The organism is Nostoc sp. ChiQUE01b, assembly GCF_034531255.1.
Classification (GTDB): Bacteria; Cyanobacteriota; Cyanobacteriia; order Cyanobacteriales; family Nostocaceae; genus Nostoc.
In genome coordinates this window covers 1-15,711 of sequence record NZ_JAVRBM010000102.1, presented here as the reverse complement: position 1 = coordinate 15,711, position 15,711 = coordinate 1, and the positions used below count along the sequence as shown (strand labels likewise).

Genomic DNA, 15,711 nt, shown 5'->3' with positions numbered 1-15,711 from the left:
ATAAATACTCCACATCGACCAATATCGACTAAGCCGTTGGAGCGGCTGAAAGAGAAATCTTGGTGGTTATCTCAGCTGAACTTGGCCGATCCTCGGAAATTAGCGAAGGTATTGCTAAAGTTAATTATATTTTTGACTTTGCCTGAAAAATAAGTAAGTATTAACACTAGTAATATTCAAAGGCAATGAAAGTCGAAAATGAAACGTCCAAATCGCCTTGCTTGGATGGGAGCGATCGCACTCGCTGCGATCGTTTTACTTAGTTTGTTCGCGGCTCCCAATAATACTAAAATTAACACTGGCTCTACCTATAACCGTAACTCTGATGGCTATGGTGCTTGGTACGCTTTTATGCAACAACAGGGAATTTCTATTCAGCGCTGGCAAAAGCCTTTTAGTGATATTCAGCCAAAGAACAGCCCAGTTACCTTGCTACAGGTAGGCGGCTATCCCAGAGAAACTACACTGGATAGTCAAGAGTGGGAATGGGTTGAGAAAGGGAATACTTTGGTAATTTTGGGTGCGAAGGCGCGGGTTACAGAAGCGGAGTTTAGCACTATGCAAAAATCTCCTGAAGGTGATATTAAAATTGATACACGTAGACGATATAAAAAAGCTAACTCCCAGCAAGTTAATTTAGGCGATCGCTTTGGTGCTGTTGTCTGGAAAGAAAATTACAAAAAAGGAAAGGTGATTTTTTCTACCACTCCTTATTTAGCTGCCAACGCCTACCAAGATTATTTAAGTAATTTCAAGTATTTAGCTAGTTTGGTGACTGAAAAAAGTAACACAATCTTTGTTGATGAATACATCCACGGCTATAAAGATGCCGATGTCAGGAAAAAAGAAAGTGAAGGAGATTTATCTAGCTTTTTTGCCAAAACTCCTTTATTTCCAATATTAATACAGGTAGGTATCCTGCTATTAGTGCTAGTTTGGGCACAGAATCGCCGCTTTGGGAAACCAGTAGCTTTATATACACCAGTTGTAGATAATAGCTCGGCATACATCCAAGCTTTAGCTGGGGTGTTGCAGAAAGCTGATACCACCGACTTTGTTGTTGAAATGGTGGGTAAACAAGAACAACTACAACTCCAAAAAGCCTTGGGATTAGGACAAGTACTTTTAGAACCTCAAGCCTTGATCGATTTCTGGATGGAAAAAACAGGCGCAAGTGCAGCAGAACTAGATGCAGTTTTAAAGCTACAATCTCGCAAACAACCCATCAGTGAACGAGACCTGTTAAGCTGGTTGGGGAAATGGCGAACCATTAGGAAAATTCAAAATTCAAAATGACGCTCTCTACGAGACGCTGCGCGTAGCTTGCTTCTCTGTAAGAGTACGCGGACTCGCTCTAAGCGAAGCCATGCCGAAGGCGTTGCCTCTCGTTCGCGTTAGCGTCTCTGAAAGAGAAGAGAAGGCTTTACGCTGCGCTAACAAAATTCAAAATTAACTTTTGGGAATTATGCATAATATCTCTGCGTTGCTTATTTATCAATAAAAAAATATGAGTGAAACACATCCTATCTTAGTTCGGCTTGGTCAAGGTCTTAATCAAGTAATTGTCGGACAATCTAGTTTAATACAGCAACTTTTAGTAGCACTGCTAGCAGGTGGGCATGTAATTTTAGAAGGAGTTCCGGGAACTGGTAAAACCCTACTAGTAAAAGTGTTAGCGCAGTTAATTCAAGGGGAGTTTCGCCGGATTCAATTAACACCTGATGTTTTACCTTCAGATATTACTGGTACAAATATTTTTGACTTGAATAGCCGCAATTTCACTTTGAAAAAAGGGCCAATATTTACTGAAGTATTGCTAGCAGACGAAATTAACCGTACTCCGCCCAAGACACAAGCGGCGCTGCTAGAAGCGATGGAAGAGATGCAGGTAACACTGGATGGTGAAAGTTTGCCTTTACCAGATTTATTTTGGGTAATTGCGACGCAAAATCCCCTAGAATTTGAGGGTACTTATCCTTTACCAGAGGCACAGTTAGACAGATTTTTATTTAAGCTGGTGGTAGATTACCCCGATCAAGCTGCTGAAAAGCAAATGTTACTGAATCGTCAGGCGGGTTTTGCAGCACGACGTTTGGATATTAGCCGTTTGAAACCAATTGCAACAGTAGCCGACATTTTGCAAGCACGACAAGCAGTCAAAGAAGTTAAAGTATCAGAAGCGATCGTTGATTATTTGTTGGCGTTGGTGAGAATATCGCGTCAATATCCTGATTTGACTTTGGGTGCATCACCTCGCGCCGCCGGTGCTTGGTTGCAGACATCTCAAGCCCTAGCGTGGTTAGCGGGAAGGGATTTTGTAACGCCAGATGATGTAAAAGCAGTTGCATCACCGTTGCTACGTCATCGTCTCATTTTGAAACCAGAAGCAATGCTGGATGGTTTACAAATGGATGCGGTAATTGCGTCGGTAATTAATCAAGTACCAGTTCCGAGGTGAAAAAATTAAATCTCTTGCATAAACGTCCTTTGTCATTGGTCATCTGTCCTTTGAAATACAAATGACTAATGACCAATGACCAATGACAACTCTCACGACTAAATATACAAATTACAGCATTTTTCAAGTAATTGAACCACACCACGCCCTACTCCCTCATCCCCCTCATCCTCCTTATCTCAATTGTGGTCTAAATACCTGAAAACTGCTGTAAATGCGTAACAGCTTATCGCACCTCTAGATTTGCACTTTTCTGTATAGTTTGAAAATTCATCTCCAATTAAAATAAGTGCATACTTCAATGAGTTAGGGCTAAAAGATGCAAGATATGACTCTCAAGCTAAATGTCAAAGACGAAGGAATTTTTCATAAAGCTTAATAAAACTTTGAATTTGGATGAAAATATGGTAGGAATAAATTTAAAGGAACATCAAGTTTTTGGATATTTACCAGTGGAAAAAAAGCTGGGTATTCTTGTTGTAGATGACCACCAATTAATTTTAACTGGTACGCTCGATGTCTTAAGTCGACAGTATCCCGAAGCTGCGATCGCTAAGGCTCAAACGGCAAAAGAGACACTTTATCAACTTCAATATCATCACTTTGACCTGATTGTGATGGATTTATCAATTCCCGATCGCCAAGGAGAGATAGCAGAAATTGATACTGGAATTAAGCTGTTGCAAACTTTACTCCAAGAATATCCCCATCAGAATTTCATGGTGCAAACTAGTTATGTGAAGGCGTTAATTCGGATCAAACACGAGATTGATAATCATCAAGCTGGATTTGCGATCGCAGATAAAGGATTACCCGAAGATGAAATGCTCATGCGGGTTAATTTGGCCCTTCATGGTGCAACTCACACCAAAGACATCAAAACCGGAATCGAACTCAAACCAGAATGGTTGGAAGTGTTGCGGTTAGCTTTTGAAGAGAGTTTAACAGATAGAGCGATCGCCGATCGAATGTATAAATCTGAACGAGCAGTGCGTACTTACTGGACGAAAATTCAGGATGTGTTGGGAGTGTATCCTGAAGACTGCAAGCAAAGTGGTAAGAATATGCGAATTCAAACTGAAATTCGTTCCCGTGATGAAGGTTTAATTGATTAATTCGGGGAAACTTAATTCGGAAAAAAGCGAGATGAGATTATGTCTGTTTGATTACTTATTAAACTCGAAAAACCCTAAAGAATCAAAGCTACGCTTTGTCTTATCAAGTGAAGCATTTGGCGTATAGGGGTGAAATGACTTTTGACTTTTGACTTTTCACTTTTGATTTCCCCGAAGGGGCTGACTGTGGGAATTATAACTAATTATTTAGACATGATATGAGCAGGAGAATCTGGAATCGCATTCGCCAAGAATTTGGATTGTGGTTACAGGCTGCACCTCCTGGAATCATGGTACTGTTTATGGTGATATTGATACGTATAAGTGGAGGAATGCAATCTTGGGAATGGATGCTTTTCGATAAAATGTTATGTATGCGTCCGGTAGAAAAACTTGATAAACGTGTAGTAATTGTAGGTATCGATGAAAAGGATATTGAATGGGTGAAGCAATATCCCATTCCAGATGAGAAGATTGCAGAGTTACTTATCAAGCTGGAAACTTATAAACCGTTAGCGATTGGGCTAGATATCTTCAAAAATGTTCCTGTTGAACCTGGTGGTAAACAACTCGCGCAGGTATTGCAGCAGAATTCTAATATTATCGGTATTCAAAAAATATTACCACCCGAACAAACTTCTCCACCCCAGAATTTGCCACCTGAACGAGTTGGGTTTGTCGATTTACCTAATGATGAGGATAGTAAAAATCGACGTTATTTGTTATTTACAACAAATCCTAACAATATCAACGAAGATAAATATTCTTTAGCACTGCGGTTAGTTATTAAGTACTTTCAGGCGAAAGGAATTAAATCGGAAACAGGAAAAAATGACCCGAATACAATCAGATTTCGGGAGATTGAATTACCCCGAATCACCCATAATTTTGGCGGATACGTTAATGTTGATGATGGCGGATTGTCAATTTTGATGAACTTCCGCAATACTTCAAAGCCTTTTCATGTTGTCTCGTTGCGCGACATTTTAAATGGAAAAGTAGATGCAGAATTATTGCGCGATCGCATTGTATTAGTTGGCAACCGCAACACGAGTACTGGCGATATTTTTTATACATCTGCATGGTCAAACTTAGAATTAAACGGTCAAATTTATGGTATTGACTATCACGCTCATGCAATCGGTCAAATTCTTAGTAATGTAATTGACAATCGTCCAATGTTGCATAGTTGGGGAGATATAGAAGAGTACGTATGGATCTTTATTTGGGGTTTTCTGCCAATTTTTATCGGACGGCTTACTCAATCTGTTTGGACAAATCTATTTAGTGTTGGTGTGGCGGGAGTTAGTCTGTTTAGCTGCGGCTATGTGATGCTGTGGGTGTGGGGTATATGGATTCCGGTAGCACCTAGTTTGCTAATCTTAGGTGTAAATGGGCTTGGCTTGAGTGCTTTTGCGTTTTACCAGCATGATAAATTTTTGCGATCGCAAATTAATGAACGTCAAAACACAATTCAACACACATTTACCGTAATTCATAATGGCCCTTTGCAAACTCTTGCTTATGGATTAAAGCATCTGCGTGCTAATGACATCCCCTACGAACAACTGGTTGGGCAATTTGAAAAACTTGATCGCGAAATTCGGGAACTTGGCGAATTTCTCAAACTCGAAGCATTAACCACAGAAGAGAGTTTGCGTTTAGGTAGCGGATTAGTACTCGAATTGAAACGACCTTTGCACGATTTATTATATGAAGTTTATTCAACTACATTAGAACGTAAAGATTTTGAACATTTTCAAACATTAAAAGTAAAAATTCGCAATTTTGACCCAATTGATGATAAATATTTAACTATAGAACATAAACGGGGAATATGTCTGTTTTTGGAAGAAGCTCTATGTAATGTTGGTAAACACGCTCAAGGAGTCAAGCGCGTTCAAGCATCGGGTGTTTATAGCGCAAACAAATACAATTTATCTGTGAAAGATAACGGTTCGGGCATTCAATCAAAACTAGAAAATAAAGGCACAAAACATTTTAAAATGCTTGCTAAACAATTAGGAGGAGAGTTTCGCCGTGAATCGCTTTCTCCACGTGGGACTATATGTGAACTTAGTTGGACACCTATGAAGGAATTTTAAGAAAGAATAAGGCGTTAGTCGCCATAATTTTGAATTTTCCAAAACTTTTAGATAAGCATACTATCAACAGCATTTACCATGAGTCATCAACATTTAGTATTTTGGCAAAATAAGCATAGACTTACAAGCTTGTTTGTAGGAGCGGTTTTTCTGATAACCGCAGTCCCAGCATTTGCTCAGTTTAACCCACGCGATCGCAAACCAGCCAGCGGAAATTCTCGTCCAGGTGGTTCGCGTGGATGTTCAACTAGCGGCATACCACTGACGCAACTTGCACCTCAGACATTTATCGGTAAAACCGCTTCCACACGTCCAATGTTAGCTTGGTATATGTCAAGTTCTCAAAATGCGCGATTCCAACTGTATGAATTTGATTCAGCCAAGACAGTTAAAAAAATTGGGCAAGTTAAAGAAATACCCACAACAGTCGGGATTAACAAACTAAAACTTCCCCTTGAATACCCCGAACTCACAGTAGGTAAAACCTATTTATGGCAAATTGCAATTGACTGCGAAAACGACACGATTATTAGACGTGCAGAATTTACCGTTATCAATCCTCAATCACTTACTAAAAATCGATTTACTAGCATTCCAGAAAGCATAAATTATTATGCTGAAAATAATCTATGGTATGAAGCACTGGAAGAAGCATTAAAAGCTACTGGTAATAGTAAACTGGGGCAAACTGGGGCAACTTTAGTTAAAGAACTTGCACAGTCCGAAATGCTTATCGGTGATGACGTAGATCAAAAAAATATTCAGCAACGAATTGAATATCTCCAGAAAATTGCCAGCGAAAGAATATAGCAGTTTTCATTTTGATGCAACATACTCTGACCTAGCCCCTTCGGGGCAGGGAGTAGGGAGTAGGGAGTAGGGAAAAAAACCTGCCCCGATGGTAATGGTTGCAAGCCCCTCCCTTTTAGGCTATGCGTTACCCACATCTTTCTTTACAATCTTGAAACCCCTGTTCTATAAGCATCTTAGTCACTGAGCAGTTAGGCGTACTTGACAAATTTGCTTTTCATCTTCTCGCTAAAACCGCATTTTTATTGAGAATGAACAACGAACGAATCAGGGTGATAAAAATGTGAGTGAATACTCTGGCAAATGTTAAGAAAGATCCGGGTAATCGATAGCCTCTTAGGAGCAAGCGCACTGGCGGCGTACCACCCGCTATGAATTAAATAAACAGCTTTCTTTCCCTACTCCCTACTCCCTACTCCCTGTGTTTATTGAAAGAGGGTTAGGGTGAGTCTCTATTAAACAACTAAGAACCGCTATAAAAATAGTAGGCAGAATAGAAATGGTGAAAACTTTGTGGTTTGCTATCACAGGATGGCTGGGATGCGTGGCAGGTATTGCAGTTTCTACTCATCCTGCTTTTGCTCAGTTAACTCCCGATAATAGCCTGGGAAAAGAGCGATCGCAAGTCATTCGTCTTAATCCAAACAATGACCACATCGAGGGCGGTGCGGCTCGTGGTGCTAACCTATTTCACAGTTTTCAAGATTTTAACGTCGGTGTTGGTCAAGGTGTTTATTTTGCCAATCCAGAGGGAATAACAAATATCTTTTCTCGCGTTACTGGTGGTAACTCATCAAATATTTTCGGGAAATTGGGGGTATCGGGTGGTGCGAATTTGTTTTTGCTCAATCCCAATGGCATTTTATTTGGTAAAAATGCCAGTTTAGATGTGCAGGGTTCCTTTGTGGGCACAACAGCGAACGGAATTCAGTTTGGAAATCAGGGGGTTTTTAGTGCAACGAATCCTGAAGCAGCACCATTATTGACGATTAATCCTTCGGCGTTATTGTTTAATCAAATCCAAGGGAATGCGGGAATTACCAATCAATCGCAAGCAGATGCTGGTAAAAATCTTATTGCTGAAGATGTCACAGGTTTAAGAGTAGCAGATGGTAAAAGTTTGCTGCTTGTCGGTGGAAATATCAATATTGATGGTGGGAGTATTCGCACTTATGAAGGGAATATTGAGTTAGCAGGTTTGGCTGCACCAGGAAATGTGGGATTAAATATCGCAGGTGATAATATCAGTTTGGCAGTACCTGATAGTGTAGAACGAGCAAATGTTTCTCTAAATAACGCCGCAGAAGTTAATGTTAGAGGTGCGAATGGCGGGAATATCAAAATTCATGCTCGTGATGTCAATTTAGCAGGAGAAAGTAAACTTAGAGCAGGTAGAGACATAGGTCTAGGAACATCAAATAGTCAAGGTGGTAATATTGAAATTAACGCTACAGGAACCATAAATCTCACTAACGCCAGCTTTATTTCCAACACATTGCGAAAAGACGCTGTTGGTAAATCTGGTGACATTAATATAACTACAGGTTCCCTGAATTTAAGTAATGATTCATTTCTAGATGCCAGTACTTTTGGGCAAGGGAATTCTGGTAAAGTTTCCATCGTAGCTAAAGATAATATTGCGCTTACAGATAGTAGTGATATTTATAGTTCTGCGGAAGAAGGGAGTGTAGGTAATGGTGGTAGTATTAACATTCAAACAGGTTCTCTCTCTCTCGCACAAGGTTCTGAACTCAACACTCAAACTTTAGGACAGGGAAATGCCGGTAGTATCAATATCAATGCTCGTGATGCCATCAGTTTAGATGGTTTTGTAGATACTACCGTAAAAGGCGGTGAACCAGGTCGAATTTATAGCCGTATTATTAGTAACGTCAACCCAGAAGGTACAGGGAAAGCTGGAGATATTCAGATAAAAACAGGTTCTCTCCAATCAACTAATGGGGCATTTATTAGCAGCAGTACTCTTGGTAAAGGAGATGCGGGAAATATTACGATTGATGCTAATGATATTACTTTTGATAGTAGTAGTAATATTAGCAGCCAGGTGTTTGCTGATGGTGTAGGTAAAGGTGGAAATATCCGGGTTAATACTGGAGCCCTCTCATTATTAGGTGGTTCACAAATCTCTACCACAGTTTCTGGTAAAGGTGATGCAGGTAATATATTTGTTAATGCGCGTGACACAATTAAGCTAGATGGGATAGTTGGCAATTCAATTTCTGGTATCAAAAGTGGTGTAATAACTGGAGGTGTCGGTAATGGAGGAAATATAGAAATCACAACTGGTGGGCTGTCGTTGACAAACGGTGCAAAGATTGATATAGATACACATGGCAAAGGTAACGCAGGTAATATCACCATTAATGCCCGTGAAACTATTAATATAGACGGTTGTAGTAGGGTTTTTACTGAACAATGTGGAGAAGATAAATTACCGAGTGAAATTAGTAGTGATGTGAGTTTAAATGGTGTAGGTAAAGGTGGAGATATCCGCATTAATACAAGAGAGTTATTCTTAAAAAACAACGGTCAAATAAGTGCTGATACCCTTGGGCTGGGTGATGGAGGCAATATTTTTATTCAAGCAGCAGAAAAAATTTCCCTCAGCAATACTAATAATATTGATTTCACTAAAATTAGTTCTACTGTTGTTGATAAAGCAAAGGGTAATGCTGGTACTATCAACATTCAAGCTAGAGATTTATCATTAGATAATGCTGCGATTAATAGTTACACTTATGGGCAGGGTAATGGTGGAGATATTGATATCCAAACAGGAAAACTTTCTTTAAATAACGGTCAAATAAGTGCTGATACCCTTGGGCTGGGTGATGGAGGCAATATTTTTATTCAAGCAGCAGAAAAAATTTCCCTCAGCAATACTAATAATATTGATTTCACTAAAATTAGTTCTACTGTTGTTGATAAAGCAAAGGGTAATGCTGGTACTATCAACATTCAAGCTAGAGATTTATCATTAGATAATGCTGCGATTAATAGTTACACTTATGGGCAGGGTAATGGTGGAGATATTGATATCCAAACAGGAAAACTTTCTTTAAATAATGGTTCTTATTTCTTTGCTAGCACTTTTGGCAAAGGAAACGCTGGTAATATCTCAATCCAAGCAACAGACACAGTTTCTCTTGCCAATAGCAGTAATATAAGCAGCGCAATTTCTATAACAGGTGTAGGTAATGCCGGAAATATTGATATCTTCGCCAAGTCTTTTTCTTTAGACAATGATGCTGGTTTGGTTACATTATCTTTTGGTAAAGGCAACGCGGGTAACGTCTTGATAACTACATTGGGTGACACAACAATCAAAGATAGTACTATAGCAACATTTTTTATTGCAACAGAAGGAAATGCTGGTAAAATTGCAATTCAGGCAGGTGGTGATGTTTCTATTTCAGGAAAAAGCGCTTTGTCCTCGTTTCTTCACCTAAATGCAGTAGGTAAGAGTGGAGATATTGAAATTCAGGGGCGTAATTTTTCTTTATCCGATGGTGCTGTTCTAAATTCTACTACTGCTGGTAAAGGCAATGCTGGAAATGTGCTAATTAATGCTACTGGTGACATTTATTTCACAAATGGTGCTAACATCAACGCTGCGACATTTGGGCAAGGAAATGCAGGTAACGTCATCGTTAATGCTGGGGGTAAATTCTCTCTTCAGGGGACAACTCCCAATGGTTTTAACTTTGATACTGGCATCTCTAGCATAGTCGCAATAGAGCCAGGATTCACAGGTAAAGGTAAAGGCGGTAATATTAACGTTACAGCCCGTGATTTATCTCTCAATGGTGCAGCTTTAGCTGCTGGTAGTCTGGGAGATGGAATTGCCGGGAATATTAACATTAATTCAAGTGGTGTAAGACTAGATAATAAAGCCGCTATTGGTGCTGAAACTAACTCTGGTGATGGTGGAAATATTAACCTAACCGCTACAGATTTATTACTATTGCGTCGTAACAGCAATATCAGCACAACTGCGGGGTTAGCCAAATCAGGTGGCGATGGCGGTAACATCAATATAGACTCAAAATTCATCGGCGCCAGCCGCGAAGAAAATAGCGATATCAGCGCCAACGCATACACTGGTTCAGGTGGAAGAGTCCAAATCAACTCGCAAGGGATCTTCGGTATCGAAGCGCGGACAAAGCCAACCGAAAAAAGCGATATTACTGCAAGTTCTGAATTAGGCGTTTCAGGTACAACAAATATTAACGCACCCGATACCAGTTACATTCTAAACAGCTTTACCGGATTACTCCCAAACGTCATCGACACCAATGCACTCATCGCCAATAGTTGCATTTCACGCAGTTCCAAACAAGAGGGTACATTCTTCATTACAGGTTCTGGTGCTTTACGTAATAGTCCGGGGGATAGATTAATTTCAATCTATTCTACAGGTGAAGTGCGTAATGTTGAACCAACATCGCAGACTTGGAAAAAAGGCGATGCAATAGTTGAACCACAAGGACTTTATCGACTTGCTGATGGGCGCTTGATACTCAGTCGAGAATGTCATTAAGGAAACTCTTAATAGGAGGCTTAAAGGTCTTCGATAGCCAGCTAAGTATTACCCGAAAGAAGGGACAATTGTCCAAAATTTTCTTAATTGATACCGAAAAATGACCTTTAAAATCCATCCATCACAACATAGACAATTATTACCAAACAAAGGCGCAGAAGTTATGGTGAAAATTTGGCGGTTTCCTGTCACGGCATGGCTGGGATGCTTGGCAAGTATTGCAGTTTTTACTCATCCTACTTTTGCTCAGTTAACTCCCGATAATAGCCTGGGAAAAGAGCGATCGCAAGTCATTCGTCTTAATCCAAACAATGACCACATCGAGGGCGGTGCGGCTCGTGGTGCTAACCTATTTCACAGTTTTCAAGATTTTAACGTAGGTGAGGGTCGAGGTGTTTATTTCGCCAATCCAGAGGGAATAACCAATATTTTTTCTCGCGTTACTGGTGGTAACTCATCAAATATTTTCGGGAAATTGGGAGTATCGGGTGGTGCAAATTTGTTTTTGCTAAATCCCAATGGGATTGTGTTTGGGAAAAATGCCAGTTTGAATTTGCAAGGTTCTTTTTTGGGGACAACAGCGAACGGGGTGGAGTTTGGAAATCAGGGAGTTTTTAGTGCGAAATTTAGAGATATTGGAAGGAAGTGAGCTTTCTGCTGGTATGGGGCCAGGCTTGGGAACTCCCGAAACTGTCGCGGGGGATATTACCCTTAATGCTACTGGAGAAATCAAAGTTGCTGGTTCAGGAAGTGGAATTTACAATTTAGTACGTCAGGGAGCAAAGGGTAATGGTGGAGATATCAAAGTTGAAGCTGGAAGTGTTTTTGTAAAAGATGGCGGGGAAATAGTTTCTAGTACTTTTGGTAAAGGTGATTCGGGTAATATTTCTATAACAGCCCGTGACGCAATTTCTCTAGATAAAGAAGGTATTTACAACAACGTTCAGAGTAGTGATGCTGAAGGTAACGCTGGAAAAATCGACATTACTACTGGTTCGCTGACTGCAACTAATGGCGCTCAAATTAATTCCTTTACTCGCGGACAAGGAAATGCAGGAAATATAACGATTCAAGCCAGGGATTCAGTTACTTTTGATGGAGTAGATAGTAATGGATACCCTAGTGGTTCATTTAGCAATGTACTAACTGGTGCAGTGGGTAATGGTGGAAATATAAATATCACTGCTGGTTCATTATCCCTGACTAACAATGGGAAATTAGACATTGGTGTGCGCGAAGCTTTAGATACAATTCCTGCTGGTGAAGGTAAAGGTGGTACTGTAGATATCAATGTGCGTGATACATTCACAATATCTGGAACAAATAGCGGAATCTTTGGGAATTTGGGTACTGGTGCGATCGGGCGTGGTGGAGATATCAAAGTTGAAGCTGGAAATATTTTTGTAACAGATGGTGGGAACATAATTTCTAGCACCTTTGGTGAAGGTGATGCAGGTAAAATTTCCATCACAGCCCGTGACACACTTTCTCTGTTTGGACAAGGCAGAAGTAATATTCAAAATGACGTTGGTTTTGGAGGAGTGGGCAATAGTGGAGGCATTAGCATCAACACAGGTTCGTTATTTCTCAGTGATTTAGCTGTTATTAGCTCAGATGTTGATGGACGCGGGAACTCTGGAGGAGTAAATATTATAGCCCGCGATTTAGTTTCTTTAGATCAAGTAGGTGAGCTTTCTCGCGCTGGACAACCTGGAACTTTGATTCTTAGCCGAGTCAATGATGGGGGTGAAGGCAATGGTGGCGACATTAACATCAAAACAGGCTCTTTACGTGCATCCAATTCTCAAATCACTACCAGCACATCGAGTAAAGGTAATTCCGGTAACGTAATTATAGAGGCACGAGATGAAGTAGCTTTGTTACGAAGCACTGACATTTTTAGTGAAGTGACTTGTGCTTGCGAAACCGAAAGTAGGAATGGAGGCGATGGCAGAGGAGGAGATATTAGAATTACAACAGCCTCCCTGCTGCTAGATGGTGGTTCTAACTTGCGTACAGATACTGAAGCTAAAGGCGATGCAGGTAATATCATCATCAATGCGCGAGATAGGATTATATTTAGTGGTAGTTCTGAAGAATTTACTAGTGGTGCTTTTAGCCAAGTCGAACCTGAAGGTGTTGGACGAGGTGGCGATATCATCATCAATACAGGTAATCTATCTCTCTCTGGCGACCATGAAATAAACACCAGAACTCAGGGACAAGGAGATGCGGGGAATATCTTTATAAACGCAAACTCTATCTCTCTTGCAGGTTCTGATGTATTCATTAGCAGTGGCGCTAGTCAACAAGATCGGCTGACAGGGACTTCAGGTAAAGGTGGAGATATTAACATCACCACAAATTCCCTACTTATAACTGACGGGGCAAAGCTATCAGCTAACACGGAAATTCAAGATGCTGCTGGGAACATTAATATCAATGCATCCCGGCTTACCCTTGATAATCGAGGCTCCATAACTTCTGAATCGATCGCTGATGCCAATGGTGGTAATATTAAACTCAATCTCAGCGACTTTTTGCTGATGCGTCACGGTAGCCAAATTTCCACCACCGCAGGTAGAAGCCAAGCTGGTGGCGATGGCGGTAACATCAATATAGAATCAAAATTCATCGTCGCCAGCCCTGAAGAAAACAGCGATATCAGCGCCAATGCATACACTGGTTCAGGTGGAAGAGTCCAAATCAATTCGCAAGGTATCTTCGGTATCGAAGCGCGTCCAAAGCCAACTGAAAAAAGCGATATTACTGCAAGTTCTGAATTAGGCGTTTCAGGTACAACAAATATTAACGCACCCGATACCAGTTACATTCAAAACAGTTTCACTGGTGCATTTCCAAATGTCATTGACACCAATGCACTCATCGCCAATAGTTGCATTTCACGCAATTCCAAACAAGAGGGTACATTCTTCATCACAGGTTCTGGTGCTTTACGTAATAGTCCGGGAGATGAATTAATTTCAATCTATTCTACAGGTGAAGTGCGTAATGTTGAACCAATATCGCAGACTTGGAAAAAAGGCGATGCAATAGTTGAACCACAAGGGCTTTATCGACTTGCTGATGGACGCTTGGTACTCAGTCGAGAATGTCAGTGAAGCAATTTTTAGATGAAAGGGCGGTTAAAAGCCACATTTTATAGAAGCAAAGTTGGTTCACCAAGACATAGCGCATGACAACATTACTAGTCTGTCAAGAACTAATTGACAGATAAATTTCCTGTAGAGACGGCGATTTATCGCGTCTTTCTAACCGTCAAAATGAATTTGATAGACTATTACTGATAAAATATCCAAAATGCGAGAACTTTACCCAGCGATCGAGCCTTACTTAGAAGGTAGTTTAGAAGTTTGTGACCTTCATACTATCCATTTTGAAGAGTCAGGAAACCCCCAAGGTCAACCCATCGTTTTGCTGCATGGGGGCCCTGGTGGTGGATGTCCAGCTTTTTATCGGCAATATTTCCACCCCGAAAAATGGCGGTTAGTCATGTTTGACCAGCGCGGTTGTGGTCAAAGTACTCCCCATGCCGAATTACGAGAAAACACCACTTGGGATTTAGTCAGTGATATCGAAAAACTGCGCCAACATTTAGGTATAGAAAAGTGGGCGGTTTTCGGTGGTAGTTGGGGTAGCACTTTATCATTAGCCTACAGTCAAACCCATCCCTCTCGATGCACAGGATTAATTCTGCGTGGTATCTTCATGCTGAGGCAAAAAGAGTTGCGCTGGTTTTACCAAGAGGGTGCTAGCTATATTTTCCCTGATGCTTGGGAAGAATATCTCAAACCAATTCCCATAGATGAACGTAACGATCTGATCGCAGCATATTACAAACGTTTGACCAATCCAGATTTAGAAATTCAATTAACAGCAGCGCGTGCTTGGTCAATTTGGGAAGGTAGTACCAGTAGACTGTTCTTAGACCCAGAACTCATGCAAAAGTTTGGTGAGAGTGAATTTGCTTCCGCTTTTGCTCGGATTGAATGCCATTACTTTATGAATAAGGGATTTTTGGAAACAGAAGATCAATTACTCTTAAATGTAGACCGCATCCGCCATATTCCGGCTGTAATTGTTCAGGGACGCTATGATGTAGTCTGCCCAATGATCTCAGCTTGGGAATTACATCGCGCTTGGCCAGAAGCTGAATTTATAGTGGTTCCTGATGCCGGACATTCAATGAGTGAACCAGGAATTTGCAGTGCTTTGATTGAAGCAACAGATAATATAGGACTATGATTTGATTTTTGAAAAAACTCCGTACAACTCGAAAAGCCTGATTCCCTATTCCCTACTCCCTACCCCCTACTCCCTACTCCCCAGCTACGTAGATAATTTCAGAAATCAAATATGATTCCTATATTTAATTCGGTTGAATACTTAGCTTGGGAAATGGGAAGTTTGTCAAAGGAGCGGATGTAAGACTAAACCCACGACAAGGCAATCCCAATCTTTTGAGGGTCTTGCAAACAGTATCACAACAATCGATATTAGACCTCTTGCATAAATCAAAAATAAAGAACCCCACCCCGCATTTGCTGACGCAAACGCTCCCCTCCCCGCTTGCGGGGGGGGGTTGGGGGCTTTCAAGGGTAGGTGTTTAAGAAAGTCGCCAAATGAAGGTATGATAGCGAA

General features: G+C 40.7%; 9 protein-coding genes. All 9 read left to right on the top strand.

Translation table 11 applies throughout. From position 1 onward, the window contains the following. Nucleotides 1-198 precede the first annotated feature (198 nt). The 9 genes from RMY63_RS36465 (at nt 199) to pip (ending at nt 15,315) form a co-directional block, all read left to right on the top strand. Nucleotides 199-1,296 carry a DUF4350 domain-containing protein gene (locus RMY63_RS36465; protein ID WP_322733365.1) on the top strand — a complete coding sequence of 366 codons (1,098 nt, stop codon included), beginning with the start codon at nt 199-201 and terminating at the stop codon, nt 1,294-1,296. 211 nt (nt 1,297-1,507) lie between these two features. Further along, nucleotides 1,508-2,458 (top strand): MoxR family ATPase, encoded by a 951-nt coding sequence (locus RMY63_RS36460; protein WP_322733364.1) that lies wholly within the window; start codon nt 1,508-1,510, stop codon nt 2,456-2,458. Nucleotides 2,459-2,862: 404 nt separating this feature from the next. Continuing rightward, on the top strand, nt 2,863-3,573 hold the full coding sequence (locus RMY63_RS36455) for a response regulator transcription factor (RefSeq protein ID WP_322733363.1): 711 nt from the start codon (nt 2,863-2,865) through the stop codon (nt 3,571-3,573). A gap of 218 nt (nt 3,574-3,791) precedes the next feature. Next, nucleotides 3,792-5,678, top strand: a complete 1,887-nt coding sequence (locus tag RMY63_RS36450) for a CHASE2 domain-containing protein (RefSeq protein ID WP_322733362.1) — start codon at nt 3,792-3,794, stop codon at nt 5,676-5,678. 78 nt (nt 5,679-5,756) lie between these two features. After that, nucleotides 5,757-6,488 carry a DUF928 domain-containing protein gene (locus RMY63_RS36445; RefSeq protein WP_322733361.1) on the top strand — a complete coding sequence of 244 codons (732 nt, stop codon included), beginning with the start codon at nt 5,757-5,759 and terminating at the stop codon, nt 6,486-6,488. A gap of 499 nt (nt 6,489-6,987) precedes the next feature. Beyond that, nucleotides 6,988-11,049, top strand: coding sequence for a filamentous hemagglutinin N-terminal domain-containing protein (locus RMY63_RS36440; RefSeq protein WP_322733360.1), 4,062 nt, complete (start codon nt 6,988-6,990; stop codon nt 11,047-11,049). 100 nt (nt 11,050-11,149) lie between these two features. Then, nucleotides 11,150-11,698 carry a filamentous hemagglutinin N-terminal domain-containing protein gene (locus RMY63_RS36435; protein WP_322733359.1) on the top strand — a complete coding sequence of 183 codons (549 nt, stop codon included), beginning with the start codon at nt 11,150-11,152 and terminating at the stop codon, nt 11,696-11,698. After that, nucleotides 11,667-14,171: a filamentous hemagglutinin gene (locus RMY63_RS36430; RefSeq protein WP_322733358.1), complete on the top strand. Its 2,505-nt coding sequence runs from the start codon at nt 11,667-11,669 to the stop codon at nt 14,169-14,171. Before RMY63_RS36435 ends, RMY63_RS36430 begins: the two co-directional genes overlap by 32 nt. A gap of 199 nt (nt 14,172-14,370) precedes the next feature. Continuing rightward, on the top strand, nt 14,371-15,315 hold the full coding sequence (gene pip / locus RMY63_RS36425) for a prolyl aminopeptidase (protein ID WP_322733357.1): 945 nt from the start codon (nt 14,371-14,373) through the stop codon (nt 15,313-15,315). Nucleotides 15,316-15,711: the final 396 nt, after the last annotated feature.